Below are 25987 nucleotides of genomic sequence, written 5' to 3' on the forward strand. Positions count from 1 at the left end.
CAGTCGGCGGCGACCTTCAACTGGGCCAGGGCGCGTTTGACGCAGAGGGAACGTCCCGGCAGGTCCACTCGCCACAGGTCGGACGAGACACCGCCGGCCAGCGGCGTCCAGTGGGCGGCTTCGCCGGGTCCGGCGAGCCCGTGAGCGGTCAGGAAGTCGGCCAGCGCGCTGTCGGGCACGCGGCCCGGGCTCATCTGTGCGGAGGTCGGGCTCATCGCCGGTCACCCGACCCGGTGGTTGGGCCGAGGGGGTTGTTGCGGGCGTGGGCCGGTGCCTCGCCCGCCAGGATCCGGACGACCTCCTCGGCTGCGCGTCGGCGCAGTTCCGTGACCGAGGCGTCGGAGGAGAAGGCGATGTGCGGGGTGAGGAGCGCGCCCGGCTGGTCCAACAGGGCGGCGGGGACGTGCGGTTCGGTCTCCAGTACGTCGAAGGCGGCTCCGTCCAGGTGCCCGCTGTCCAGCGTCTTGACGACCGCGTCGGTGTCCACCAGGCCGCCCCGGCTGACGTTGACCAGCAGGCCGCCCGGTGGCATCAGCTCCAGTTGCTCGGCGCCGATGATGTGGTGCGTGTCCGGTGTGAGTGGCACGTGGAGGATCACGACGTCGCTGCGGCGCAGCAGCTCCTCCAGGCCCACCATCTCCACTCCGGGAGCGTGCCTCGGCGGATGCGGATCGTGGGCCAGAATCCGGCAGCCGAACGCGCCCAGCTTGCGCACGGTGGCGCGTCCGATGCGCCCGTATCCGACGACGCCGCAGGTCAGCGTCGACAGCCGACGCAGCCGGGCGCCGGCGGGGTCCCAGCGGCCCGCGCGGACCTCCCGGTCGGAGACTGCCAGGCCCCGCGTCCAGGCCAGCACCATGCCGACGGCGTGGTCGGAGACTTCCTCGACGCAGTAGTCCGGCACGTTGGTGACCCACACACCGCGCTCGGTGGCGGCGTCCACGGCGATGTTGTCGAGTCCGACCCCGAGCCTGGCCACGACCCGCAGATCCGGAGACGTGCCGATCGCGGTGGCGGAGACGGGGGCCCAGCAGGTCAGGATCCCGGCGGGCCGGTGCTCGGCCACCAGTTCCTCGATCACCTCGGCGGAGGCGGGATCGGCAGGGCCGGTCACCAGGGTGTGGCCCGCCTCCTCGATGACCGATCGCTCGACGGAGTCGTCGGGCCAGGCGTAGTCGGTGAGCAGCACGGTGCCTGGGCGGCTCGATGGTTTCATGGCAGGTCGTCCTCGCAGAATCGTGCGGCCGCAGCGGACGGCCGGGTGTCACGCCCGGTCGCATCCGATGAGCGGGTCTGATCGCCACCCGGAAGGGCGGCCGTCGGCTTGTCCGGTTGGGCCGTCGGCCGCCAGGGGTGGGGTGGAGGGGGTCACTGGGCTCGGTCGGTGTCGCCGGCGCGCGCCGACTTGTGGTCGGGCGGGCGCCGCAGGATGCCCCTGGAACGGTTCACGAGATGTCGGGGCACGTCGAATCACTTTGTCACAGCCACGTCGTGCTAACGATAGCATTCCGAGCCTTCGGCACGTCAAGAGTGTGACGCGCACCTGATCGCCGGCACCCCTGCCGCAGGGCCCGATCAGCGCCGAAAGGCCCGTCACCACGGGAAATCGAGAAGCGCCGAAGAATTCCGGCGTTCACATCTTGACGCGCAGGAGACTTCGCCCTCATGGTTTCTGCCAGCGCCGACCGTGTGACCGCTAAGTGTCCGCACGGGGTCCGGCTGTCGAAGACGCCATAGCCACGGACGTCCCCGACGGGCGATACACGGCTGAATTCCGCATGCGGTGTCCGACCGCACGGCAGCCCGTCGCCCTCATTTCACCAGCCGACGACCGCCTCGCCGTCGTCGACTCGAGTCCGTGTTCAGCTCACCGCTTCTCGCCATCGCCCGTACGGCCCCGTACCGGCGATGGATCCGCCGCGGCCTGCCGTGGCCCATTCCTCTCTCAGGAGCCGCTATGACTCACGCAGCGCAAGTCGACACCAGTGCGGTCCCCGCAAGCGAAACGCAGGAAAAGAGCCCGGCCATCATTTCCCGCCCCATGATCGGGGTCGGGTTCCTGGTCGTGGTCCTCTCCTACATGGTCAACGCGATGGACCGCCAGGTCTTTCCTCCCCTGCTGCCCAACATCCGCGCGGAGTACGGGTTCTCCCTGGAGCAGGGAGGGTTGCTGGCGACGAACTTCACCCTCGGTATGGCGCTGGCCGGCCTGCCCGCGGGCTATCTCCTGGACCGCTTCCGCCGCAAGACCGTGCTGCTGGTCAGCATGGTGATCTACTCCCTGGGCACCATGGCCACGCCACTGGCCACCGGTTTCGCCGACATGACCGTCTACCGGGTCGTCTCCGGCTTCGGAGAGGGCATGCAGTCCGCCGCCATCTTCGCGGCGATCGGCGCCTTCTTCGCCCACCGGCGGGGCCTCGCTTTCGGCGTCATCGGCATGGGCTACTCGATCGGCGTGTTCATCGCACCGCTCATCGGCGTCCAGCTCGTGAGCATGCACGGCACCTGGCACTCGCCCTTCTACCTGTTCGGCGCGGCCGGGCTGCTGATCGCGGCCGCCGCCGTCTTCCTCGTGAAAACGGGTCTGACCGAGCGCTCCGCCGAGAAGGTCGTCTCGACCAGGACCTACGAGTACATGCCGGCCTCCGCCTACAACCGCAACACCATCGCACTGGCCGTCCACTCGGTCCTCAGCGGTGTGGCGATCTACGGGTTCCTCGGTCTCTACCCGACGTTCCTCATCACCTCGCTGCACTACACCCCAGGGGAGGCCGCACTGGCCATGAGCCTGCTCGGTTTCGGCGGCATGACGGCCGTTTTGGGCGGCTGGCTCGGCGACCGCTTCAACCAGCGCAACCTGCTGATCCTGAGCATGCTGGCCGTCTCCGTCATCAGCGTGTGCATCTACGAGACGCATGCCGGCGTCGGCATGCAGTGCGTGTTCGCCTTCCTCATGGGCGCGTTCGGCCTGGGCTTCATCTACCCCAACACCAACAGCGCGATACAGCGGGCCGTCCGTCCCGCGCAGATCGGACGCGCCTCCGGACTCTTCGTCACCAGCTACTACGGACCGGCGGCCTTCTCGGGCCTGCTCTTCGCCGCCCTGGTGGACTCCTTCGGCTGGGACAGGGCCGGGCTGCTGCAGGTGACAGTGCTGCCGCTGGTGGCCGCCCTGGCGCTGACCTTCGTCCGCCCCTCGAAGTTCAACAACGCGGTCCGCTAGCGAGTCGGTCCGCAGGACCTCTGCCGCCGTGTCGCACCGGGAGCCCGCCCGGTGCGACACGGCGGCACTCCTCCGACAGGACACGCAAGCCAGCGCCGACACGCCACGGGGCCTGCCCACCGCCGAGCGGTGGGCAGGCCCCGTGGCGACACAGCCCGGCAGACGTCCGAGGTCAGAGGCTCTCGGCCACGACCGGATTGCGCAGGACGCCGATACCCTCGATCTCCACCTCGATCTCGTCTCCGGGGCGGATCGGCCCGACACCGGACGGCGTACCGGTCATGATCGCGTCTCCCGGAAGCAGTGTCAGATAGCGGCTGAGGTAGCTGATGATGTCGGGAACGGCGAGCAGCAGGTCGGCGGTGCTAGCCGACTGCGCGACAACGCCGTTCACACGGGTCGTCAGCGACAGTGCCGAGGGGTCGAGTCCGGTCGCGATGACCGGCCCGAGGGGAGCGAACGTGTCCTGCCCCTTGCCGATCAGCAGCGTTCCGAATGCGCTTTCCCTACGCTGGAGGATGCGGTCGCTGACGTCATTTCCGCACGTGTAGCCGAGGATGTACTCATGGGCCTCGGAGGGCTTCACATGGCGGGCTTCCTTTCCGATGACGACGACCAACTCGCCTTCGAAATGGATCAGTTCACCATCCGCCGGATAGACGATCGCGTCATCCGGTCCAATCACGGCGGTGCTCGGCTTCATGAAGCACACGGGAACTTCCGGAACCTCGCGGTCGGTCTCGTCGACGTGCGAGGCGTAGTTGTAGGCGAACCCGAAAATCCGGGGTCGCTCCAGCGGCGGGAGAACGACCACGTCGCCGACTTCGTCGACATGCCCCGCAGCGGACAGTCCTGTGAAGGGATCACCTTCGCATCGCGCGATTCTTTCGCCGCCGGATTCCAGCTCTCCGTAGTGACACACGCCGCCGACGGCATACCTGACGATCCGCACGGAAACCTCCGCAACTAGGCAGCCGCAGGCGGCTGCACGGCCCACACAGTAATGCTAACGTTAGCACAAAGGCGGTGACCAACCTGGCGCCCTCACCTTTCCGACCACGGAGCGCGACGAGAATGCTATCGTTGGCATACGGAAAGTGACGACAGCGGGATCAGTCAACTCGAGGGGGCTCTTACGTGATCACGACCAAGGACATCGCCGAACGCCTCGGTATCTCCGTCTCGACGGTCGGCCGGGCACTTTCCGACGATGCCCGCATCAGCGAGGAGACCAAGTTCCGGGTCCGCCAGGCCGCTTCCGAGATGGGATACGTCGGCAACCGGGCGGCACGAATGATGCGCGGAGCGTCCAGCAACGTGGTCGCGCTGGTGATCCCGGACATCCGCAACAGCTTCTACTCGACGATCGCGCACGAGTTGTCCAAGAACATGGAGGCCGAGGGCTTCCAGCTGATGCTCTCGGAGACCGACGACGACCGGATGGTGGAGCTGCGCCATCTGCGCGAACTGTCCGCCAACCGCGTGGCCGGCGTCATCATCGTCCCCACCGCACGCCCGCACGGCGACTCCGTCAGGCTCCTGCGCGGCCTGCCGCACCTTCAGTTGCTGCGCCGCCACCCGTCGCTCGGTTCCCAGTGGTTCGGTGTGGACGACCACGAGTCACTGCGCGAGGCCACGGCCCATCTGGTGGCCCAGGGCCACACCCGCATCGCGTACCTGGGTGGTCCCACGGAGCTGCCCACGGGCGCGGAGCGTCTGCGCGGCTTTCACAGCGCCCTGAGCGAAGCCGGCCTGCCGGACGACGCCGGGCGCACGGAGTTGGGGCCGCCGTCGTCCGTGGAGTACGGCCGCGAGGCGGTGCGCCGGCTCCTGGAGGGCCCGGACGCGCCCACCGCTCTCGTCCTGGGATCGATCCAGCTCACCCTGGGGGTCCTGGAGGAGTTGTCCGAGCAGGGCGTGCAGGTGCCCGGGGAACTGTCCGTGGTCGGGTTCGGGGACGAGCCGGGGTTCTCCTGGTGGGGTCCCGGACTGACCACGATCGGGCTGCCGATCCAGGAGATGGCCACCGGCTGCGCGCTGTGGCTGATGCGCCGGCTCAAGACCAAGCCGGAGAACGACGGCCCGTACACGTCGGTCTCCCCCGGATCGTTGGTCCTGCGCGGCAGCACGGCACCCCCTGACGGAAAGGCTCCGTCCAGCTAGGCCTGAGCCGGGGCCGCGTCACTCGGGAACACCGAAGGCGCCCGGAGCGATGTGCTCCGGGCGCCTTCGCATGTGCGGCGCGGGTGGGTCAGTACATTCCGCTGCGCAGCCGCCGCATGACGCGGGCGGTGCGCGCGAGTTCGTCGAGCACCTGCTCGGCAGCGGCCTCGTGGATCGTGCCTGGCCTGAAATCGCCCTCGTCGAGGAGTTGGCTGACGAACGGGATGCTCACGGTCGGACCGATGGGCAGCATCCTGAGGTTCGCCACGACCTGCTTGCCCATCTGCACTGCCCGGGTGCCCGCCGAGACGCCTCCGTAGCTGACGAACGCGGCCGGCTTGTGCTGCCACTCCACCACGAGGTAGTCCCACGCGTTCTTCAACGGGGCGGGGAAGCCGCCGTTGTACTCCGGGGTGACGAAGACGAACGCGTCCGACGCGTCGACGATCCGGCTCCATTCGCGGGTGTGGCTCTTCGTGTACTGCCGCAGGGCGGGCGGATGCGGCTCGTCGAAGAAGGGGAGCGCGAGTTCGTACAGGTCGACGGTGTGCGACTCGAACTGGTCGTGCTTCGCGGCCCGGAGAGTGAACCAGTCCGCGACGGATCTGCCCACACGCCCGGGGCGAGTGCTGGCCACAACGGTGGTGAGGGTCATGGGCGCCACGGAGGGCTGGAGTGTCATGTCGGGCTCGCTTTCCTGTCGGCCGGGATCCGGCCCGACGGACCCACGCCGCCTGTGCTGTCCGTCCGTCCAGGAGAGCGCGGGTCCGCCGGAGTTCTCGCCGGAGCACCATGGGCTGTGCGAACGATAGCATCGAGGTCTCGGCGAGCCAAGAGAGTGCAAAAGCGGCACGACCACAGGATCGACTGGAACCCACCACTTGACAGAGCAGCCGCCGCTTTGCACGATTGCGCTATCGTTAGCACGAGAAGAGCCGCAGTGAACGAGCAACCCTCGCCGTCATCTTCTCGCTCGCGCCCGGCGCCCCCGCACCGATTCAGGTGCCGTCCCGCGAGGGCCGACCGCGCCCGTCCGCCGGCGAGGACCTCCCCGTACGCCTTCCGTCGCCTCCGGCCGCGGGGACACCCCCGACGACAGGCACGGGCATCTCTCATCGACCCGATCGTCCGAACTCCGAACTCCGACCTCCGAACCGAACTCCGAAAGGTTCCACCGCAATGACAGACGCGCGGATCGCCAAGCTCCACGGCCGCAGGGTGTGGGACTCCCGCGGTCGGCCGACCGTCGAGGTCGAGGTACACCTCGCTGACGGCGCGACCGGCCGGGCCATCGCACCGGCGGGGGCCTCGACGGGCCAGGGCGAGGCACTCGACCTGCGCGACGGCGGCAGCCGCTTCGGCGGGCTCGATGTCCAGCGCGCGGTGGGCTCGGTGAACCGCGAGATCGCGTCCGCCCTCGCCGGTCGTGACGCGGGTGACCAGGAGGCCGTCGACCGGCTCCTGGTGGACCTCGACGGCACCCCCGACCGCAGCCGTCTGGGCGGCAACGCGATCGTGGCCACGTCCATGGCGGTCCTGCACGCCACCGCCGCGTCGGCGGGCGTGCCCCTGTGGCAGCACCTGGCGGGCGGACGGCCGGTCCGCATCCCGCTGCCGGAGATCCAGATCTTCGGCGGCGGAGCCCACGCGGACCGCCGCGTCGACGTCCAGGACTTCATGGTGGTCTGCCCGGCGGCACGGAGCTTCTCCGAGGCCCTGGACTGGACGGCGGAGATCTACCGGACGGCCGGAACCCTGATGCGGAAGGCCGGCAAGGCGCAGGGCGTGGCCGACGAGGGTGGGTTCTGGCCCGCGTTCGACTCCAACGAGGAGGCGCTGGAGATGCTGACCCTGGCCATCGAGAGCGCGGGCTTCGAGCCCTCCTCCCAGGTGGGCATCTCGCTGGACGTCGCGGCCTCGCAGTTCGGCAGCGGCGGTCAGTACACGCTGGCCCTGGACGACCGCACGCTGGGCACCGAAGCACTCATCGACATGCTGGGCGGCTGGATCGAGCAGTATCCGATTCTCTCCGTCGAGGACCCGGTGGGCGAGGACGACCACGAGGGCATGATGGAGTTCACCCGGCGCTACGGCCGGCGCTGCCAGGTGATCGGCGACGACTACCTGGTCACGAACGCCAAGCGGGTGGAGGCGGCGGCCACCAGCGGGGCGGCGAACGCCGTACTCGTCAAGCCGAACCAGGCCGGTACCGTCACCGAGTCCTTCCAGGCCCTGCGCGCCGGAAAGGACGCCGGATTCGGCACGATCGTCTCGGCGCGTTCCGGCGAATCCGAGGACGTCACCATCGCCCATCTGAGCGTCGGCTGGGACGCCGGTCAGCTGAAGGTGGGCTCGTTCACCCGCTCCGAGCGAATGGCCAAGTGGAACGAGGTTCTGCGGATCGAGGAGTCCCTCGGCGAATCCGCGGACTTCAGCGGATGGTCCGCATTCACATTCGCCGGGGCCGGGGCCTCGACGACCAAGCCGTAAAAGAGCCTCGCGATACTACGTATCACAGTCACCGAAATCCAGATTCGATCCGAGCACGGAGACCAGCATGCTGCCACCCGTCAATCTGCGCCCGAGTTTCAACATCACCCGCTCCAGCCACGTTCGCCTCACGGTCGAGGATCTGGCCGAGAGCCGGAACTTCTACGTGAACGTGCTGGGGCTGGTCGTCAGCGACGAGGACGAGCGCACCTGCTACCTCCGCGGCCTCGCCGAAGCCTGCCACCACAGCCTCGTCCTGGAGCTGGACGAAGAGGGCGGCGGCAGGTCCAGGCGGATCGGCTTCCGGGTCTTCTTCGACGAGGACCTCGACCTCGCGTACGCCTGGTTCCGTGAGCGGGGACTGCCCGCCGAGTGGGTCGACGTCCCCTACCAGGGCCGCACCCTGCACGTCAGCGACCCCATCGGCACGCCCCTCGAGCTGTGCGCGCACATGGAGACCCGGCCCCGGCTGCACATCGACTTCGAGCTCTACAAGGGTGCCCACGCCCAGCGGCTGGACCACTACCAGATCTTCGCGCCCGACACGTACGAGCTGTGCGCGTTCTACAGCGAGCTCGGCTTCCGCAACTCGGAGTACCTGGAGCACGGCGACAAGCTGCTGGGTGCCTTCATGTACCGCAAGGGCACCTGCCTGGACCTGGCGATCATCGAGAACACCGGGCCCGCCCTGCACCACTTCGCCTACACCGTCTCGGAGAGCCACGACATCTTCACCGCCTGCGACTGGGCGGGCATCCAAGGCTACGGCGACGGCGTGGAGCGGGGCCCGGGGCGGCACGGTCCGGGCGGGATGCTCTTCGCCTACCTCCGCGACCCCGACGGCCACCGGGTGGAGGTCTTCAACAGCCACTACCAGACGATCGACACCGAGATCGAGCCCGTGCGCTGGGACGCGGCGGCACTGAGCACCAACGCCCGCTGGGGCCTGCCAGCCCTGGAGAAGTGGTACTTCGAGGCGTCGCCCTTCGTCGGCGTGCAGCAGATCCCGCCGGCCGAGCTGCCCAAGCCGATGTCGATGGAGCGGTACCTGCTCGAACAGTCCGCCCACTGACCTTCCGTACGGTCACGTCCCCCCGAGGAGACACCATGGCACGAGTCCCCTACCTGCGTCGTGAAGACGCGGACGAGGCACAGAAGCCCCTGTACGACCGGCTGGAGGCCGAACGCAAGGTACCGACGGCGAACATCTTTCTCGCCCTCACCCATGCGCCGACCCAGCTGGACGCCTTCCTGACCTACGCCAACTCGCTGCGCGCCGCCGACCTCAGCCCCAAGCTGCGTGAGCTGGCGATCCTGACCGTGGGCCACGCGACCCGGTCCGCGTACGAGGTCGCGCATCACCAGTCGCACGGGCTGGGGGCCGGGCTCACCGGCGAACAACTCGCGGCGGTGGCCGACTTCGAGTCGTCCGACCTGTTCGACGGGGTGGAGAAGGCGGTGATGCGCCTCGCCAAGGAGTCCACGCTCCAGGTCGAGGTCTCGAAGGCGACCTGGAGTGCCGCGGCCGAGCACCTGACGGACAAGCAGATGGTCGAACTGTCGTTGTCCATCGCCTGGTACAACTCCGGCGTCCGCATCATGGGGCTGCTGGACATCGACCTCGAAGCCAACTACCCGAATCCTTTCCCGAATTCCTAGGTAATTCTCTGTTCAGGGTCTCCGCCTCCGGCCGCCTGGGACGGAGCAGTTCCAAGGAGTATTTCAATGGCGAAAATGCTCGCTGCACGACTGCACGCGCTCGGTGAGCCGATGTCGGTGGACACCATCGACGTGCCCACCCCGCGGCCGACCGACGTGCTGGTGCGGGTCAAGGCGTGCGGGATCGTGCCGAACATGGCCAACGTGATCAACAACTGGCCCACGTGGTTCCCGCACCAGCCGTTGCCCAAGTTCCCCGCCATCTTCGGCCTGGACACCGCCGGTGTGGTCGAAGCCGTCGGCGAGGCGGTGCTGAACACCAGGCCCGGCGACCGGGTCTACGTCAATCCCCTGCGTGGCTGCGGAAGTTGCCAGGTGTGCCGGGGCGGTGAACTGAGCCGGTGCCGCTACTTCACGCTGAACGGCTACTTCAGCACCTCCCGTGACGGCCAGCGGATCTTCGACCTGTATCCCTACGGCGGTTTCGCGGAGTACATGACCGCCCCGCAGTCCTCGATCGTCAACATCCCGGACAACATGACGTTCGAGCAGGCCGGCAAGCTCGGCTACATCGGCACGTCCTACGGGGCCCTCAAGAACGCCGCGGCCGGCCCCGGCCAGGTCGCGCTGATCGACGGGATCACGGGAACCCTCGGCGTCGCGGCGACCCTGCTCGCGCTGGCCTCCGGCGCCTCCCGAGTCCTCGGTACCGGCCGCAACGAGGAACTCCTCAAGCGCGTCAAGGAACTGGCCCCGGACCGGGTCGAGGTCTTCCGGCTGGGTGACGGTTCCACCGGCGAGTGGGCGAAGTCCCGCACCGGCGGCGAGGGCGCGGACTACGTGATCAGCGCCCTGGGCGCCAAGGCACCGGTGGAGACGATGCTCGACTCCATGCAGGGCGTGCGCAGGGGCGGTCGGGTCGTCAACGTCGGCGGCGTGGCCGACCGGCTGCCCCTGGACGTGAAGTGGCTCATGGACGAACAGGTCCAGCTGATCGGCTCCAACTGGTTCAGCACCGCACAGGGGCAGGAACTCGCCGACATGGTGGGCGCGGGCGTCCTGGACCTGTCCTACCTGCAGGCCAAGCCGTTCCCACTGGCCAGGGTCAACGAGGCGATCTCGGGTCTCCAGGACCGCGACGGCGGGTTCAGCAACTACGTCGTCATCCCCTGACGGGCAGGCCCCAGGGGGCGTGCGGCGCCCCTTGGCCGGGCATGCCCCTGACGCCCCGTATTCACCCCGCGGCGGACCTGTTCTGCCCTGACACCGCCGCGGGGTGCTTCACACAAGCCGTGCACACGGCCGGTGCTCTCGTCAGCGCAGGCCCGGCAGGATGGAGGAGCCGGTGGAACTGCGCTGGCTGGAATCGTTCGTCACCGTCGCGGAGGAACTGCACTTCGCGCGGGCGGCGGACCGTCTGCATCTTGCTCCGTCGGCGCTCAGCGCCCAGGTCCGGGCGCTGGAGTCGCACTTGGGCGTGCGGCTGATCGACCGCGGCCGGCGCAGCCGCCCGGCGCTGACCAGTGCCGGGCGGCTGTTTCTCGAGGAGACGCGGCTGACCCTCGCCCAGGTCTCCCGGGCCGAGACGGTGGGCCGGCGTGCCGGTCGCGGGGAGTTGGGGCACGCCCAGATCGGCTACGTCGCCTCGGCCACGTTCTCCGGAGTGCTGACCGACGTCCTCACCCGCTGCGCGGCCCCCGGCACCGAGCTGACCGTGCAGGTGCGCGAGCTGGAGACACCGGCCCAACTGGAAGCGCTGGCCTGCGGGGACATCGACGTCGGCTTCCTGCGCTGGAGGCCGGAGTACCCTCCCGAAGTCACGGCCACCTGCCTGCTCACCGAGGACGTCGTCCTGGCGCTGCCGGCCGGCGCGCCGCTGGCTGCGTACGAGGCGATACCGGCGGCCCAGCTGCGCGACGAGCGGTTCGTGGCCCCGCACTTCGACGAGGAGTACGGCTGCCGCGACCAGATCCTCGAGGTGGCGCAGCAAGGCGGGTTCAGCCCGCGGTGCGCTCCCCCGGTGCGGGACTTCATCGCGGCTCTGACGCTGGTGGGCGGTGGTCTCGCGGTGGCTCTGGTCCCTGATTCCCTGCGCCGCGTGCACATCCCCGGGGTGGCCTACCGTCCGCTGGCGGACGTATCGCTGACCACGCGGCTGGTGGGTGCCTACCGCAGGGGCGAGACGTCGCCCGCGGTGCGCGGCCTGATCCGCCGCCTGCGACAGGCCGCCGCCGCCACGGTCACCGCCGGCTGAAGCCGTGGTGCTCCGGCGTGCGGCCGACGCGGACCCCACTCCATGATCCGCAGTCTGCCCAGAGTGTCTCCCCCCCCCCTCTCACCGGCAGCGCCGCCAGGTCCGTCCGGGGTGCCGTCCTCGACGCCTGCGACCGTCTCCTCGTGCCCGCCTCTCCGGCCGTCCGGCTCGCCCTGTTCGACGTCGGCGTGCTTCTGCGCGACACGGCCGAACGACGACGAAACGGCGCATGTTTGTGCGCGGATAACGCACTGTCGGAGCAGGTCAGAGGGGGTGCTCCAGGCCTACGCTCAACACGGCACCACAGACCGTGGCGGCGTCGATCGACTGCCGCCGGGTGGAAAGACAGGCGGAGGAACACATGACATCGATCAAGCGCGTGGGGGTCGTCGGTGCGGGGCAGATGGGCCGGGGCATCACCGAGATCTGTGCCCGGGCCGGACTGCACGTCACGTTGTGCGACGTGACCGAGGACAGGGCTCGTGCCGGACTCGCAGGCGTGGCGGATTCCCTGCTCAAGGCGGAGAAGCGCGGCACCATCGTCCCCGGAGACCGCGCACCTGCCCTGGCCCGGATCTCGGTCTCCGCCGATCTCTCCCGCCTGGCTGGAGCCGACCTGGTCATCGAGGCCGCCGTCGAGGACGAACAGGCCAAGACGGCGCTGTTCCGGCAGCTGGACGAGATCGTCACCGACCCGGCCGCCATCCTGGCCAGCAACACCTCCTCGCTCCCCATCGCCCGGCTCGCGGCGGCGACCGGACGACCGGATGCGGTGGTCGGCCTGCACTTCTTCAACCCGGTCCCCCTCATGCCACTGGTCGAGGTCATCCCCTCGTTGCAGACCTCGAAGGCCACGGAACTGCGTGTCCGTGCCTTCGCGGGCGAGACCCTGGGCAAGAAGACGATCGTCACGGAGGACCGTGCGGGGTTCGTGGTGAACTCCCTACTGGTGCCCTACCTGTTGGCAGCGGTGCGGATGGTCGGCTCCGGCACCGCGACGGCGGAGGACATCGACACGGGAATGACCGCCGGCTGCGCTCACCCCATGGGCCCGCTGCACCTCGCCGACCTCATCGGCCTGGACACCGTGGCGGCGATAGGCGAGGCGCTGTACGAGGAGTACCGGGAACCGCTGTATGCCCCTCCTCCGTTGCTGCGCCGCATGGTCGAGTCGGGGCTGCTGGGCCGTAAGTCAGGGCAGGGATTCTTCAGCTACCAGGCGGCCTGAGGGCCTGCGGTGACGCGGTGTTCCACGTGCCCCGGGCGCTGTACGTCCACCGTCGTCACCGCGGTCCAGGGCAGGACAGGCGAGGTCGGGCGGGCATCGCGCGAGACGGGGGTTCCCGGATCCGGCCCGAGACGGTACAGCCCTGTTCCGCCTGCGGCTCGTTCCGGTAGCGGCGGCAGATGCGATGGCGGCCGCAGCGCCCACTGGGCTCGGCCCGGGGTGGGTTAGCCGCCGTTCAATGGGAACGAAGACGCGCCGGGCGAGCAGGCCCGGGCCTTCGTCCTCGGCTGCCGGGTCCGCCCCGGCTCACTTCGCGAGCGGGGTGCCGATCAGGTCGATCACGTTGGCGTCCGCGAGGCTGTGCGGTTCGGCCGTCATGAGCGGCATCTGCATCGGGCCGAATCGAGCGGCGCGCAGTGAGGCACGGAAGTCGGCGCACCCGCGCGGCGGACCCTCAGCGGCACGAGGTTGCGGCTGAGGGCATCCCGTCAGCGGTCCGGTCTTTCGGCGTCCGTGCCATCGCTCGGCGTGATGATCCGGGGCATGGAGCTTTCTTCTGGCGTCTTCGCCCCCCAAGGAGATGGGCTGGGACGTCCCTCCTCCTGGCGGGCGGGTACTTTGCGCGGGGGCACCCCAGAAGCGTCCGTCTCGGGTCGCCCGTCTCAGCCGACTGCGCGGCGGGCGGCCATTTCCTGCGTGAGCTGGGGAGCCACCGAGAAGAGGTCGCCCACCACGCCGTAGTCGGCGAGGCCGAGGATCGGTGCCTCCGGGTCCTTGTTGACCGCGAGGATCGTCCTGGAGGTCTGCATCCCCGCGAGGTGCTGGATCGCCCCGGAGATGCCCAGGGCGATGTACAGCTGCGGGGAGACGGCCTTCCCGGTCTGTCCGACCTGGTATTGGTGCGGGTAGTAGCCGGCGTCGACCTCGGCGCGCGATGCGCCGACGGCACCCCCCAGAGCGTCTGCCAACTCCTCCACGACCTTGAAACCGCCCGCTCCTGCGACACCGCGGCCTCCGGAGACCACGACGGTCGCCTCGGTGAGTCCGGGTCGGTCGCCCGCAGGGGCGGCGCGCCGGGCGGTGATGCGCGCGGACGCCGCGGGGGCGATCGGCGGCAGGGCCAGCTTCCGCTCCCCCGCCTCCACAGGGTGCTCCTCCGGCTCGAAGGCGCCCGGACGGACGGCGATCACCGGTATGCCGTGGGTGACTTGTGAGCGCACGGTGTAGGAGCCGCCGAAGACGATCTGGGTGACCACCCCGGACGAGTCCAGGTCGACCGCGTCGACCAGCAGCCCTGCGTCCAGCCGCGCGGCGAGACGCCCGGCCACCTCCCTGCCGTCCATCGTGGCGGAGACCAGAACGGCAGCGGCAGCGGTTTCCCGGACCGCCAACTCCAGGGCGTCCACGGCGGGCGTGACGAGAAACTCGGCGGCGTCGGTTGATTCCGCCGCATGGACGCTCGTGGCGCCGTGGCGGGCGAGAGATTCCCTCAGACGCGTCGCTGGGCCGGGAGTTCCCACGACGACGGCGGCCGGGTCCCCCAGCCGCCGTGCGGCGGCCAGGAGTTCATATGTCGATTTGTTGACATGTTCCCCGTCGTGGTCGACGAGTACGAGGACTCCGGGCATGAGGGCCTGTTTCCTGGTCGGGCGATTCAGACGAGCTTCTGGGCGATCAGGTACGCGGCGAGCCGGCGGCCGGCCGAACCGTCGTCCGTAATGCGGGTTCCGACGGTTCGCCGGGGACGCGGGACGGCCTCCACCACACGCGTGCGGGTCACGAGAAATCCGGCCGCGTCGGGGAACAGGTCGTCGAGGTCGACCGTGTCCACCGGCTTCTTCTTGGCGGCCATGATCCCCTTGAAGGAGGGGTAGCGCGGCTCGTTGATCTTCTCGGTGACGCTGACCAGCGCGGGCAGCGAGGCGTCCAGTGTCGCCTCGCCGTCCTCGGTCTGGCGCTCGGCGCGCACCCGTCGCGCGTCCACGTCGAGCTTGCGCACATGGGTCACCTGCGGCAGGCCGAGCAGGTCCGCGACGATTGCGGGGACCGCGCTCGCCTGGCCGTCGGTGCTCGCGTCGCCGGCGAGCACCAGGTCGATGTCCGCCACGGTCCGCACGACCGCCGCCAGAACCTTCGCGGTGGTCAGCACGTCGGCGCCGCGCGGCCTGTCGTCACAGATGTGGATCCCCCCGGTCGCCGCCCATCGCCAGTACCTTGCGCATGGCGTCGAGCGCGGAGTCGGGTCCCATGGAGACGACGGTGACGTGGGCGTCCGTCGTCTCCTTCAGCGTCAACGCCTCTTCGGCGGCACGCTCGTTGATCTCGTCCAGGACGAGTTCGGCCTCCTCGCGGTCAGAGTGTCTTCTCTCAGCCGTCCACGGCCGGCGTCGTGGTCAGCGGAACGCCGCCTGGCCGGTGATCGCCTGCCCGACGACCAGGGTGTGCATCTCACTGGTTCCTTCGTACGTCAGCACGGACTCCAGGTTGTTGGCGTGGCGCAGCGGCGAGTACTCGAGGGAGATGCCGTTGGCCCCCAGGATGGTGCGGCACTCCCGTGCGATGGCGATTGCTTCCCGCACGTTGTTGAGCTTGCCGACGCTGATCTGTTCGGGCCTGATGCGGTGCTGGTCCTTGAGCCTGCCCAGATGCATGGCGAGAAGCGCGGCATTGCCCACGGACACGCTCATGTCGGCGAGCTTCTTCTGGGTGAGCTGGAAACCACTGATCGGCTTGTCGAACTGGACTCGGGAGTCGGCGTACTGAATGGCTGCCTGGATCGAGTCGCGGGCCGCACCGACCGCGCCGAACAGGATGCCGAAGCGGGCCTCGTTCAGACAGGACAGTGGTCCGCGCAGCCCCTCCGCGAGGGGCAGCCGCGCCGAGTCGGGCAGCCGTACGTTGTCGAAGTAGAGCTCCGAGGTGATGGAGGCGCGCAGGGACATCTTCTGCTTGATGTCCTGCGTGGTGAAGCCGGGCACCCCGCGGGGCACGAGGAAGCCGCGGATGCCGTCCTCTGTCTGTGCCCAGACGGTGGCCACATCGGCGATACCGCCGTTGGTGATCCACATTTTGGAGCCGTTGAGGATCCAGTCGTCGCCGTCGCGGACGGCCTTGGTGCGCATCCCGGAGGGGTTGCTGCCGAAGTCGGGCTCCGTCAGGCCGAAGCAGCCGATGGCCTCACCGGCGGCGAGCCGGGGCAGCCACTCCTGCTTCTGCTCCTCCGAGCCCCACTTCCAGATGGAGAACATCGACAGCGAGCCCTGCACGGAGACGAAGCTGCGGAAACCGGAGTCCGCCGCCTCCAGCTCCAGGCAGGCCAGCCCGTAGCTGACGGCGCTGGTGCCGGCACAGCCGTACCCTTCGAGGTGCATGCCGAGGACACCCAACTTGCCCAGTTCCGGAGCGAGTTCGCGGGCGAAGTGGGCGTTCTCGAACCACTCGCCGATGTGCGGGCGCACCCGGTCGGCGAGGAACTTGGCGACGGTGGCCTGGATCTCGCGCTCCTCGTCGCTGAGTGTGGAGGAGAAGTCAAGCAGGTCGAGAGGGTCCTTCATCGGCTTGGCGACGCTCATGGTGAGCTCCTGGAGGTAGCGGTGATCGGTTCGGTCGTGGTGTCCGTGCCGGGACAGGTCAGGTGGCCGCTTCGTTCGGCGCGGAGACGTGGTCGGAAAGGCGGTGAAGAATCTCCGCGGTGTGCTGGCCCAGGCGCGGCGGCGGCAGGAGGTACTGCGCCGGCGTACCGCTCAGCGCGATGGGGCTCGCGACCTGCCGGGAGGCCGAGCCCTGAGCTCCGGCTGCGGTGTCGGCGGGTGCGGCGGGGATGTCGACGATGCCGGGCAGGCCGAGCTTCTGGGCGAAGGCGAATGCCTCGTCGAGGGTGTTGACCGGTCCGGCGGGCACCCCGGCAGCCAGCAGGACGGCCGACCAGTGGTCTGCGCCGGCGCTCCTCAGCCGTTCGGTCAGGATGTCCCGTAGGGCGGCGCGGTGTGCGACCCGGTCGGCATTGGTGCGGAAGCGGTGGTCGGCGGCGAGACCGGGATCCCCGACAACCTCGGCGAGCGCCGCGAACTGCCGGTCGTTGCCCACCGCGAGCGCGATCGGGCGATCGGCCGCCGGGAAGGTCTCGTACGGGGCGATGCTCGGGTGCGCGTTGCCCATGCGGCCCGGAACCACACCGGCGACGGCGAACGCGGATGCCTGGTTGACCATGGCCGACAACAGCGAGCCGAGCAGGTTCACCTCCACCCGCTGTCCCTCACCGGTGGCGTCCCGGTGCCGCAGTGCCGCGAGGATGCCGAGCGAGGCATGCAGCCCGGTGACCACATCGACCAGGGCCACGCCCGCCTTCACCGGCTCTCCGGCCGCGTCGCCGGTCACGCTCATCAGCCCGCCGACGGCCTGCACCAGCAGGTCGTATCCGGGGATCTCCGCACCCTCGCCGCTGCCGAAGCCGCTGATCGAGCAGTAGATCAACCCCGGGTGCAGAGCACGGAGTTCGCGAGGGCCGAGCCCCAGCCGCTCCATCGTGCCGGGACGGAAGTTCTCCACCAGCACGTCGGACTCGGCGACCAGGGCTCGGGCCTGCTCGATGCCGGCGTCGGTCGTGAGGTCCAGGACGACGGACCTCTTGTTCCGGTTGACGCCGAGGAAGTAGGTCGACGTGCCGTCGTGGTCCGCAGGAGGGTGCCAGGCCCGGGTGTCGTCTCCGATGCCCGGCCGTTCCACCTTCACCACGTCGGCGCCGAGGTCGGCGAGGAGCATCGTGGCGTAGGGCCCCGCGAGAACCCGGGAGAAGTCGGCGATGCGCAGACCGTCCAGTGCGCCGCGCCCCGCTCCGCCGGGAACACCGGCCCGTCCGTCCGGTGCGTTGTACTGGGTGTCCACGCACCCTCCTCTCTGATCGTCCTGTGTGTGCGAGGTGCCTGTGTCTCGGCCGTTTCCCGCTACCACCAGCGCTCCAGAGGTGGTGCCGGCTGGCTGAGCCCGACGAGTAGCAGGCCTTGTCCGAGAGGGGCGACGGACCGTACGACGCTCACGCGTGCCCCCACCGCGACCGCGGCCGGCGCCGACCCGGTGACCTGGCAGAGCAGGTTGAACCCCTCGTCCATCGCGACGAACCACGTGTTGTGCGGGACATGGCCGTACCGGCGCACGACGACCCCGGAGCCCTCGCTGCGCTCCCGTTCGAAGGCCGTGGACCCGCAGGCACGGCAGAACGAACGACGGTAGGCCGGGGTGCCGCACCACAGACAGCGCTGGAAGAGGAGTTCGCGGAAGACCGCCGGCGCGTTCGGCGTGGCGGCCTCGGCCGTGACCGCAGCAGCGGCCTCGTCGTCGTCCGCGAGTTCGGTGTGTTCACGGGTGTCTGTCCGGAGCATCACGGCCTCCTGCACGCAGTTCGGTGACCGGAAAACGGCTGGTCGGGATCCGATGTGGCTCCCTCACCCTGACCCTGTGGCGGACCGCCGGTCAACGACGTACTGACGCATCTTTGTGCGCGGAATACGCGCCATTCGGCGAGGTCAGAGCGGGTTTCCCCGCGCTACTCTCCCCGGTGGAGGTTCTCGGAGTACACCTTCCAACGGTCCGGACCCTACGAGGATGGTGCACGACGAGTTCGCGTTCAGCCCCGGTGCTCCGCCCGTCACCGCGGCTGCCGGCAGGACCAGGCCGTCGGCTACGCGTACGGAGCACCGCTCCCGCCCGGCGCCCCGTGGTGGGGCGGACTGCTCACCGAGGTGCCCGCCGACGTCGTCGAGGAGACCGGCACCCGCACCTACGCGCTCAGCGCGCTGACGGTGCGCGTCCCGTGGTGCAAGACCGGTACCGCCTGGGTGGGAGAACCATACGAAGGGCTCGCCCCGTCCCGGTCAGCAAGGGAGGGAAGGTTTTGAGTGGCTAGATCTTCCGGAGAGTGAGAGCCGCTCCGCCTGCCCCAGTACTGTGCCTTCGCATGACCCACTCCGAGATCGAGATCACCGCAGGCCTGATCTACGACCTGCTTCAGGAGCAGCATCCGGACCTTGCAGGGCTGACCATCCGCGAGGTAGCGGGCGGGTGGGGCAACCAAATGTGGCGCCTTGGGGACGAGTTGGCCGTACGCATGCCGCGCACAGAGAGTGCCCCGGACCTGCAGCGCAAGGAGTGCCGGTGGCTTCCTGTCTTGGCTCCGCGCCTGCCGCTTCCGGTCCCGACCCCTGTGCGGATCGGTGAACCGTCGGCGCGCTTCCCAAAGCCTTGGGCCATCATGACGTGGGTTCCGGGCGAGGCACTGGACTACACCTCGATCAGCCGCGGCGACCACGCGGCCGACACTCTGGCGGGCTTCCTCAAGGCACTCCACGTGGAGGCCCCCGCTGACGCGCCGATCAGTGAGGACCGCGGCGACCACCCCAAGAAGTGCACGGACGGCTTCGACCACTTCTTTCACGCCGTCGTCCCCGACGACCTCGCCGACGACGTCCGGGCCGTCTGGGACGACGCCGTCGCGGCGCCCGAGTGGGAGGGTCCGCCGCTCTGGGTGCATGGCGACCTGCATCCGGCGAACGTCGTCGTCTCGGACGGGACGCTTTCGGGCGTGATCGACTTCGGAGCCATGTTCGCCGGCGATCCGGCGTGGGACCTCGCGGCCGCATGGGCCATCCTTCCCGCGGGCGCCGCCTCACGGTTCTTCGACGTGTACGCGCACGCGGACAAGGCGACGATCCGGCGCGCCCGCGGACTGGCTGCTCTGAGAAGCCTGTTCCTCATGCTGATGGGCCAGAACGGAGACCGGGGCCTGCCTGGCGGCAAGCCGACATGGGGACCCGCAGGCCGGGCAGCGCTCGATCGTGTTCTTCAGAGCTGGTACTCATCCCCACCCTGGCCGTGATCCTGCTCGCTTCCGCGGTCAAGCCGGCCCGTCACGGCTGAACCGCTCGATGGTGAGCAATTTCGCATACTTTCGATGATCCCGCCGCGACCGCACATCCCGTGGCTGCTCCTCTGGATGCATGGCTTCTGCGACCAGGGCGGTGTAGTTGGCCCGTGAGCGTTCTGATCGGCCCGGGTGAGTGCTGGAGGTGGCCCGGGTCGTTGACAACCCGGCCCCACAGAGGAATCAGAACGGTCGCGACCTGGACGGGCGGACTGATCCGTCCGGCGTCGAGTACGCCTCCATACTCAATGTGAGGCAGAAGGAGGATGCAATGGCACGCGTGCACGGAAGGCCGGTAGCAGCAGCGAACCCCCTGTTGACACGCGCTCTCACCCTGGAGTCCGGGAGAGCCTGGCAGCTCCTTGCTGCGCGCGAGTGGCGCCTGTCCTCGGCGGACGCCGAGGCAGTGGCAGCTGTCCTCGCCCGTCTCACCGACCCGCTCCCGACCCGGCGGGGCGCAGCCGCACGGGCCCGGGCGACAGACCGAGACAGACGGCTTCAACGCATACTCCGGACTACCGTCCATCACCTCGACGCCGATGCTGTCAGCCCGCCTGCCGCCGCCCTCATGGCCGCCGTCGCCCGCGCCCTGCTGCCCTGGCACGCGGCACCGAATCCACCGATTGCGGCGGCGGCTCCGAGGTATGGCACCGTGCCGGGGACGACGGAACCCGCGGCGCCGCCGACCGAAGAGGGCGAAGCCTTGCTCCCCGGCCTGGCCGCACTGTTCACCGCTCTCGCCGCGACGAGCGTGCCCGGCGCCGTCCCGCTCACACCGCCGGTTGAGCCCTGGCAGGCCCGATACGTGGGTAGATTCCGCCGCCACACCAGACCCGCGCCGGGGGTATGGGCAGCCGAAACCGTCGGCTGCCCGGAATGCGGAGACAAGGACGGCCCGTGGACCGTGACCTGCGATTGGCGCCGGGCCACGTTGGGCTGCCCCTGTGGGGCGGTGAGTCGCGAGCACGGCCTCGCCTTCTCCGAGATCTGCCTCGTACTGCCGGAGACCTGACACAGCCTCGGAGCCAAGGCGTTTCGCGGGTGGCGCCTCGCTCCGGACAACCAGGGCGTCCGGCCGTCGTCGAGACCGCCGGCCGCGCGACCCAACGGGTGACACCTTGAACACCGACTTGGCCGAACGGGCCAACTCCAGGCCCCCGACGAACGCGCCCACCTCGCCGCAGAGACGCGGGTCCGGAAGGAGACCGCCTTCCCGCGGTCCGCGAGGGCTGCGGCTGCTCCTCGGGCAGGTGCTGGACGCCGGCCCAAGGGCCATCGTCATTGACGACGGTCCCTGTCCTCACTGCGGTCAGCCCCATGACCGCACCGCGTGCTCCTCGGCCGGCCGTCGACTGCACTTCGCCACTGCCGGGCGAGGGAATGTCGTCGTGTACGCGATCATCGAGGAGGAAAGCCCCGAAGAGATTGACGCCCGGGGAGCGAGGCATCTGCGGCGCTTCGCTTGCAGCAGCTGGTGAACGTGCTTGGCGGTCCCCTGCGTTGGCGTGACTTCCTGGGCCGCGCCGCCCACGCAGGTCGTAATCAAGCAGGGGCCGGCGCTCTCACCGCCCCGAGTGTCAGTTCTCGGGCGCTACCCCTTCATGGGGCCGGAAGGTAGTGAACCGAAGCCTTGGCGGGGGCGTTGTGCTTGTCGACCGGACGTATCCGGTCGGCGACGCTCAACTCATGCATAACGCGAGGAGCCCGACCGCATGACCCATCCGACTGAACCTGACCTGCCGGACAACTGGGGGCGGTGGGGGGGGCCGACGACGAACTCGGCACGCTCAACCTGATCACCGACGAGGTGCGGGCGAGGGCCGCCGCGGAGGTGCGGACCGGCCGGTGGGCGTCGCTGGCGCATCCGGTCGTGCCCAACCCGATGATCAGCAGTCCGTTCGCGCCCACGACGGTGGACGTCTCTCCCGTGCAGCACATGATGTCCCACACGGAGATGGGTGGGGCGGCCGATCTGATGCTGGTCACGAACCACCACGCGAAGTCGACGCACATCGACGCGCTGGCGCACTGGTCGACCGACGGCGAGGTCTGTCCGGGCCGCCCGAGGGACCCAGGTCGTGACCGCCGCCGGTGTCACGCACGCGTCGACGACGGCCTTCGCCGCCGGGATCGTGACGCGGGGGATCCTGCTCGACCTGGCCGTCGAGGGGCCCCTTCCCCCTGCGTACACGGTGACGTCGCACGAGTTCGAGCAAGCCGAGAAGCGGCAGGGAGTCGAGGGGAGTTCGGGCGACGCGCTGGTGGTACGACTCGGATGGACGAGCACGAATGTCCCCGGCACACAGTCACCGGGAAGTGGTCGGGGGCAGGCACCTGACCAGGCGATCCACGGAGGTGTGCCGCAGCCGACTCGGGGATGACTGCGGCACGTCCCCTTGCGCAGCCCCCGCAGCACTCCTGAAAGAGCACGGGACCTGAACCTTTCTTGAGTGCCTCTTTCAGATTTCGGCGGGTGATCGGGCGCCATGGCCAGCGGTGACGGCGATGAGCCGGATCTTGCTGATGGTCGGCCTGCTTCGCTGCTGACACGGGGAGCGCATCCAGCCGGACCGTGGTGTCCCGAGCGGTGCGCTGGATAGGTTGCTCAGATGAAGCTGCCTGCGTACTGGATGACGCGTCCCGCTCCACCCCCGGACCGCAGAACGTCGGCATCCTTCGACCGACTGCTGGAGCAAGCGCTCGCGAACGGTCCCGATGAGCCCGTCAACTACCGGCTCGAGGCGCCGAAATGGCAGTTCCTCTGCCATGCCGCAGACCGCGGCAGGCTGCTGTTGCACGGCTCGGGCGACCCGGCGATCAGCCGCTTCGAACCCCGGCAGCCGGACGACAGAAGCGAGTTCGGCAACCGGCGCGCGGTCTTCGCCGCCGGCGACGGGCTCTGGCCGATGTACTACGCGATCCTGGACCGGGACCGCCACCCGATGTCGTTGATCAATGGCTGCGCCCGCCTCGCCAACGGCAGCGAGCAACTCGGCGAGCCGCACTACTACTTCTCCATCAGCGCGCAGGCGCTGAAGCAGCAGCCCTGGCGTCCCGGCACGGTTTACCTGCTGCCCGCCGACACCTTCGAGCTCCAGCCGCGGATGCGGGTCGGCGATGTCTCGGTGCAGCCGGCCCAATGGGCAAGTCCCGTACCAGTGACCCCTGTCGCCAGACTGGCCGTGCAGCCGGAGGACTTCCCTTTCCTGGACCAGATCCGCGGCCATGACGATGAGCGGGTCTGGACCCGTGCCGCCGCGGACCCGGATGGCTTCCCCTGGCTTGAGGAGGCGTGACGCATGCGTCACGGCGCGGCTATATCGGTGAGTCGGCAGCCCACCAGGTCGCCCCTCTGTTCCGGTCCTCCCCCGGCCCAAGACCCGGGCCGGCCGTAGATACGACGGGCGGTAGACCTCGATCGCTTCCCGTACCGCTGGCGCCGCCGAACTGGCCGACTACTGCGCCCGCATCGACCACACACTCGTCCAGCTCCGGCGCTCCCGCGGCCTGCTCGACGACATGATCCACACGCGCCGGCCACCCAGGAGGCACAGAGGCGTCAGGGCCGCGGAGCCGGGCCCCTCTCCTGCTGGTTCTCCTGGCGCGGTGCGGCGGCGCTGTCGATGACGGTGTCCAGCAGGGAGCGGGAGCGCTGCAGGTCCTCGATCATCCGGTCGATGCGGGCCCGCTCCACCGTCAGCTCCTCCACGAGGAAGTCGTCGGCCGTCTCGGCCGGGCCGCCGTCGCTGTCGCGCATGCAGGGCAGCAGCTTCACGATCTTCGAGCTGCACAGGCCGGCGGCGTAGAGTTCCTGGATCCGCCGCACCCGTCCACCGCCGCCTCGGCGTACTCCCGGTGCCCGCCCGGTGTCCGCTCGGCGGACAGCAGGCCCTCCTGCTGCCGGACGGCATAGGGGGCGTCGATCCCGTAACGCAGCTCCGCCGGCAACGGCAACTGCCGCCCTTTCAGGGCACTGACTGTGCCGTCATTGCGCACGTGACGGTGCTGAGACGCTGTTCCATGGTGGCCCTCGAAAGAGTACAGAGGCGTAATTCCTGTTTCTGACCCTAAGATCTGCCCGCCGGGCGGCTTGCCGAGGAACGCACAGAGTTTTGCCCACGGAAGCACTTCCGCCTGGCTTGCGCCCGCCGCCCGTCATGGTGGCTGTCGAACGGAAACCATCGGCAACACCGGGTTGTTCAGGCGAATAGTTGACCGTGCCCTCGATACACGTGAGATGACGCTCGAAACGCCTACATCCTCGATACGCGTACATCAAGGACAAAAGCTAGGTTCCAGCGCATTCTCGTCGCCCTCGATCCCAGCCCTGCCCGCCACACCGCCGTACGCCTGGCCGGTGGCATGGCCCGGCTGACCGGGGCCAAGGTCAGCGTGCTGCACGTCGCCCCCTCCACGGCGACGCTCGCGGCCGTGGTCTCCCTGAAGGACGACGCGGCAGCCAAGGCCGTCCTCGACGAAGCCGTCGCTTCGCTGCGTGACGCGGGCGTCGACGCGAAGGGCGCCGTCGCCAACGCCCTGACGACTCAGACAGCGGCCCCCCTCTCCTCCGCCGCCGTGGAATGGCAGGCCGGCCTCCTGATCCTCAGCTCCCACCACCGCGGAGTCCTCGAACCCTTCGTTAATCCCCGGGTCAGCGACGCCGTCGCCCACAGCAGTCGTATCACCGTCCTCCTGGCACCTGCGGACGGCTCCGGCGACCAGCACTGATCCGAGCGCGACGGACCCGCACGTCATGACCGGGGTGGGGCCCGATCCGCGGGCCACACCCGCCGCTCCGGGCCACGACCGTGCGCTTCCGGGCTCCGCACGGTGCACGGAGAAGCAACTGACCGCCTCGGCGTCTCCCTAGCCTGGCCGCACACCCCTGAGCGACGACCTGAGGAGCACCATGGCCGGACAGTCCGTGGCCGAGCGGTACGTCGACCTCCTGGCACGCGCCGGCGTCCGCCGCATGTACGGGGTGGTGGGCGACAGTCTGAACCCCGTCGTCGACGCGATCAGACGGCATGACTCCCTGGAGTGGGTCCAGGTCCGGCACGAGGAGGTCGCGGCCTTCGCCGCCGGCGCCGAGGCCCAGTTGACCGGGAAGCTCGCCGCTTGCGCGGGGTCGTGCGGGCCGGGCAACCTTCATCTGATCAACGGCCTGTTCGACGCGCACCGCTCGATGGCCCCTGTCCTGGCCCTGGCGGCACAGATCCCGAGTGGTGAGATCGGCACCGGCTACTTCCAGGAGACCCATCCGGACCGGCTGTTCGAGGAGTGCAGTCACTACTCGGAGCTGATCTCCTCGCCCCGGCAGATGCCACGGGTGGTGCAGACGGCGATCCAGCACGCGGTCGGCCGGCGTGGTGTCTCCGTGGTGGCGCTGCCCGGGGACGTGGCCGCCGAGGACTCCCCGGCCAACGGGGCGGAACTCACCATGCCGCTGGACCGGCCCGCCATCCGAACCGGCCTACGAGGAACTGGCCCGGCTGACCGAACTGGTGGACGCCGCCGAGAAGGTGACCGTGTTCTGCGGCCGGGGTGTCGAAGGCGCCCACGCGGAGGTGATGGCGTTCGCCGAGAAGGTCAAGGCTCCCGTGGGCCACGCGTTGCGCGGCAAGGAGCACATCCAGTACGACAACCCCTACGACGTCGGCATGTCCGGCCTGCTGGGCTACGGCGCAGCCTACGAGGCGATGCACGAGTGCGATCTCGCGGTGTTGTGGCGGCGCTTCCATCTCTTGAGGCGGCGGCCCCGAAACGGTACCCGGACGGGTCCGCCAGCGCCTTGATATGCCTTGTCCGCCCAGCATTTGAGTCCCGCATCGGCGAGGGCTTCGATGATGCCGTGCTGTCGCGTGGCGGTCACGTCGTGAGTCGCGCCAGGCAGAGCCGGCGAGGGCCCAGAGCAGCCTTCCGACGGATCGCTGAGGACCTGGACGTTCATGCCGTGGCATTTGTGCTTCCCGGAGTGTGCGCCGTGAGGCGCTTGTTGTTCGAGTGGAGGTGAAAGACCACCACCAACGTCCTGTCGCAGCAGGGCAGTTG

20 protein-coding genes and 5 pseudogenes are annotated in these 25987 nt (G+C 69.3%); 13 read left to right on the plus strand and 12 right to left on the minus strand.

The features are described from left to right. Together AC5P09_RS45905 and AC5P09_RS45910 are read right to left on the minus strand one after the other, a co-directional pair. Positions 1–215 (minus strand): annotated as a pseudogene (locus AC5P09_RS45905) (hypothetical protein); the annotation flags it as partial. Continuing rightward, entirely contained in the window at positions 212–1216 is a 1005-nt protein-coding gene (locus AC5P09_RS45910) for a C-terminal binding protein (protein WP_493879630.1), read from the minus strand. The gene AC5P09_RS45910 and the pseudogene AC5P09_RS45905, both read right to left, overlap by 4 nt. A 741-nt stretch (positions 1217–1957) precedes the next feature. Between AC5P09_RS45910 and AC5P09_RS45915 the strand changes: the two genes are divergently transcribed. Then, positions 1958–3226: an MFS transporter gene (locus AC5P09_RS45915; RefSeq protein ID WP_493879631.1), complete on the plus strand. Its 1269-nt coding sequence runs from the start codon at positions 1958–1960 to the stop codon at positions 3224–3226. A gap of 172 nt (positions 3227–3398) precedes the next feature. Here AC5P09_RS45915 and AC5P09_RS45920 read toward each other — a convergent pair whose 3' ends face one another. Continuing rightward, positions 3399–4178: a fumarylacetoacetate hydrolase family protein gene (locus AC5P09_RS45920; RefSeq protein ID WP_493879632.1), complete on the minus strand. Its 780-nt coding sequence runs from the start codon at positions 4176–4178 to the stop codon at positions 3399–3401. A 185-nt stretch (positions 4179–4363) separates the two neighbouring features. Between AC5P09_RS45920 and AC5P09_RS45925 the strand changes: the two genes are divergently transcribed. After that, positions 4364–5389: a LacI family DNA-binding transcriptional regulator gene (locus AC5P09_RS45925; protein ID WP_493879633.1), complete on the plus strand. Its 1026-nt coding sequence runs from the start codon at positions 4364–4366 to the stop codon at positions 5387–5389. Between the two features lie 88 nt (positions 5390–5477). Here AC5P09_RS45925 and AC5P09_RS45930 read toward each other — a convergent pair whose 3' ends face one another. Further along, positions 5478–6071 carry an NADPH-dependent FMN reductase gene (locus AC5P09_RS45930; protein WP_493879634.1) on the minus strand — a complete coding sequence of 198 codons (594 nt, stop codon included), beginning with the start codon at positions 6069–6071 and terminating at the stop codon, positions 5478–5480. A 497-nt stretch (positions 6072–6568) separates the two neighbouring features. On the opposite strand from AC5P09_RS45930, the gene eno reads away from it, so the two are divergent. The 6 genes from eno (at position 6569) to AC5P09_RS45960 (ending at position 13020) form a co-directional block, all read left to right on the plus strand. Beyond that, positions 6569–7879: a phosphopyruvate hydratase gene (eno, locus tag AC5P09_RS45935; protein ID WP_493879635.1), complete on the plus strand. Its 1311-nt coding sequence runs from the start codon at positions 6569–6571 to the stop codon at positions 7877–7879. 67 nt (positions 7880–7946) lie between these two features. Then, positions 7947–8951 (plus strand): VOC family protein, encoded by a 1005-nt coding sequence (locus AC5P09_RS45940; protein ID WP_493879636.1) that lies wholly within the window; start codon positions 7947–7949, stop codon positions 8949–8951. 35 nt (positions 8952–8986) lie between these two features. Then, positions 8987–9538 (plus strand): carboxymuconolactone decarboxylase family protein, encoded by a 552-nt coding sequence (locus tag AC5P09_RS45945; protein WP_493879637.1) that lies wholly within the window; start codon positions 8987–8989, stop codon positions 9536–9538. 66 nt (positions 9539–9604) lie between these two features. Further along, positions 9605–10711, plus strand: a complete 1107-nt coding sequence (locus AC5P09_RS45950; protein ID WP_493879638.1) for an alcohol dehydrogenase catalytic domain-containing protein — start codon at positions 9605–9607, stop codon at positions 10709–10711. A 160-nt stretch (positions 10712–10871) separates the two neighbouring features. After that, entirely contained in the window at positions 10872–11792 is a 921-nt protein-coding gene (locus tag AC5P09_RS45955) for a LysR substrate-binding domain-containing protein (RefSeq protein WP_493879639.1), read from the plus strand. A 361-nt stretch (positions 11793–12153) separates the two neighbouring features. After that, positions 12154–13020, plus strand: a complete 867-nt coding sequence (locus AC5P09_RS45960) for a 3-hydroxybutyryl-CoA dehydrogenase (RefSeq protein ID WP_493879640.1) — start codon at positions 12154–12156, stop codon at positions 13018–13020. 662 nt (positions 13021–13682) lie between these two features. Here the strand turns inward: AC5P09_RS45960 and AC5P09_RS45965 are convergent. The 6 genes and pseudogenes from AC5P09_RS45965 to AC5P09_RS45990 all read right to left on the minus strand — a co-directional run bounded on the left by AC5P09_RS45965 (position 13683) and on the right by AC5P09_RS45990 (position 18398). Then, on the minus strand, positions 13683–14648 hold the full coding sequence (locus AC5P09_RS45965; protein ID WP_493879641.1) for an electron transfer flavoprotein subunit alpha/FixB family protein: 966 nt from the start codon (positions 14646–14648) through the stop codon (positions 13683–13685). Positions 14649–14674: 26 nt separating this feature from the next. After that, positions 14675–15169 (minus strand): electron transfer flavoprotein subunit beta/FixA family protein, encoded by a 495-nt coding sequence (locus AC5P09_RS45970; protein WP_493879642.1) that lies wholly within the window; start codon positions 15167–15169, stop codon positions 14675–14677. A 22-nt stretch (positions 15170–15191) separates the two neighbouring features. Beyond that, positions 15192–15356: pseudogene (locus AC5P09_RS45975) on the minus strand (electron transfer flavoprotein subunit beta); the annotation flags it as partial. A gap of 57 nt (positions 15357–15413) precedes the next feature. Continuing rightward, complete coding sequence (locus AC5P09_RS45980; protein WP_493879643.1) at positions 15414–16592, minus strand: acyl-CoA dehydrogenase family protein; 1179 nt, start codon at positions 16590–16592, stop codon at positions 15414–15416. A gap of 58 nt (positions 16593–16650) precedes the next feature. After that, on the minus strand, positions 16651–17904 hold the full coding sequence (locus AC5P09_RS45985; protein WP_493879644.1) for a CaiB/BaiF CoA transferase family protein: 1254 nt from the start codon (positions 17902–17904) through the stop codon (positions 16651–16653). Between the two features lie 59 nt (positions 17905–17963). Continuing rightward, positions 17964–18398, minus strand: coding sequence for a Zn-ribbon domain-containing OB-fold protein (locus AC5P09_RS45990; protein ID WP_493879645.1), 435 nt, complete (start codon positions 18396–18398; stop codon positions 17964–17966). 575 nt (positions 18399–18973) lie between these two features. On the opposite strand from AC5P09_RS45990, the gene AC5P09_RS45995 reads away from it, so the two are divergent. The 3 genes from AC5P09_RS45995 to AC5P09_RS46005 all read left to right on the plus strand — a co-directional run bounded on the left by AC5P09_RS45995 (position 18974) and on the right by AC5P09_RS46005 (position 23232). After that, the gene (locus tag AC5P09_RS45995) at positions 18974–19891 is read left to right on the plus strand and encodes an aminoglycoside phosphotransferase family protein (RefSeq protein WP_493879646.1); all 918 of its coding nucleotides are present in this window, start codon (positions 18974–18976) and stop codon (positions 19889–19891) included. A gap of 2123 nt (positions 19892–22014) precedes the next feature. Continuing rightward, entirely contained in the window at positions 22015–22317 is a 303-nt protein-coding gene (locus AC5P09_RS46000) for a cyclase family protein (protein ID WP_493879647.1), read from the plus strand. A 228-nt stretch (positions 22318–22545) separates the two neighbouring features. Beyond that, positions 22546–23232: a hypothetical protein gene (locus AC5P09_RS46005; RefSeq protein WP_493879648.1), complete on the plus strand. Its 687-nt coding sequence runs from the start codon at positions 22546–22548 to the stop codon at positions 23230–23232. Positions 23233–23495: 263 nt separating this feature from the next. Here the strand turns inward: AC5P09_RS46005 and AC5P09_RS46010 are convergent. Then, positions 23496–23884, minus strand: a pseudogene (locus tag AC5P09_RS46010) (MerR family transcriptional regulator). A gap of 354 nt (positions 23885–24238) precedes the next feature. Between AC5P09_RS46010 and AC5P09_RS46015 the strand changes: the two are divergent. Together AC5P09_RS46015 and AC5P09_RS46020 are read left to right on the plus strand one after the other, a co-directional pair. Next, positions 24239–24664 carry a universal stress protein gene (locus tag AC5P09_RS46015; protein ID WP_493879649.1) on the plus strand — a complete coding sequence of 142 codons (426 nt, stop codon included), beginning with the start codon at positions 24239–24241 and terminating at the stop codon, positions 24662–24664. 181 nt (positions 24665–24845) lie between these two features. Beyond that, positions 24846–25662, plus strand: a pseudogene (locus tag AC5P09_RS46020) (thiamine pyrophosphate-binding protein); the annotation flags it as partial. Between the two features lie 26 nt (positions 25663–25688). Here AC5P09_RS46020 and AC5P09_RS46025 read toward each other — a convergent pair. Next, positions 25689–25987 (minus strand): annotated as a pseudogene (locus AC5P09_RS46025) (transposase family protein); the annotation flags it as partial.

The organism is Streptomyces sp. a15 (assembly GCF_059026085.1).

What these genes read in the sequence shown, in the direction of transcription:
- AC5P09_RS45910 (WP_493879630.1), bottom strand. Translation starts at nt 1,216, where the DNA reads ATGAAACCATCGAGCCGCCCAGGCACCGTGCTGCTCACCGACTACGCC.
- AC5P09_RS45915 (WP_493879631.1), top strand. Translation starts at nt 1,958, where the DNA reads ATGACTCACGCAGCGCAAGTCGACACCAGTGCGGTCCCCGCAAGCGAA.
- AC5P09_RS45930 (WP_493879634.1), bottom strand. Translation starts at nt 6,071, where the DNA reads ATGACACTCCAGCCCTCCGTGGCGCCCATGACCCTCACCACCGTTGTG.
- eno (WP_493879635.1), top strand. Translation starts at nt 6,569, where the DNA reads ATGACAGACGCGCGGATCGCCAAGCTCCACGGCCGCAGGGTGTGGGAC.
- AC5P09_RS45940 (WP_493879636.1), top strand. Translation starts at nt 7,947, where the DNA reads ATGCTGCCACCCGTCAATCTGCGCCCGAGTTTCAACATCACCCGCTCC.
- AC5P09_RS45945 (WP_493879637.1), top strand. Translation starts at nt 8,987, where the DNA reads ATGGCACGAGTCCCCTACCTGCGTCGTGAAGACGCGGACGAGGCACAG.
- AC5P09_RS45950 (WP_493879638.1), top strand. Translation starts at nt 9,605, where the DNA reads ATGGCGAAAATGCTCGCTGCACGACTGCACGCGCTCGGTGAGCCGATG.
- AC5P09_RS45955 (WP_493879639.1), top strand. Translation starts at nt 10,872, where the DNA reads ATGGAGGAGCCGGTGGAACTGCGCTGGCTGGAATCGTTCGTCACCGTC.
- AC5P09_RS45960 (WP_493879640.1), top strand. Translation starts at nt 12,154, where the DNA reads ATGACATCGATCAAGCGCGTGGGGGTCGTCGGTGCGGGGCAGATGGGC.
- AC5P09_RS45965 (WP_493879641.1), bottom strand. Translation starts at nt 14,648, where the DNA reads ATGCCCGGAGTCCTCGTACTCGTCGACCACGACGGGGAACATGTCAAC.
- AC5P09_RS45980 (WP_493879643.1), bottom strand. Translation starts at nt 16,592, where the DNA reads ATGAGCGTCGCCAAGCCGATGAAGGACCCTCTCGACCTGCTTGACTTC.
- AC5P09_RS45990 (WP_493879645.1), bottom strand. Translation starts at nt 18,398, where the DNA reads ATGCTCCGGACAGACACCCGTGAACACACCGAACTCGCGGACGACGAC.
- AC5P09_RS45995 (WP_493879646.1), top strand. Translation starts at nt 18,974, where the DNA reads ATGACCCACTCCGAGATCGAGATCACCGCAGGCCTGATCTACGACCTG.
- AC5P09_RS46005 (WP_493879648.1), top strand. Translation starts at nt 22,546, where the DNA reads ATGAAGCTGCCTGCGTACTGGATGACGCGTCCCGCTCCACCCCCGGAC.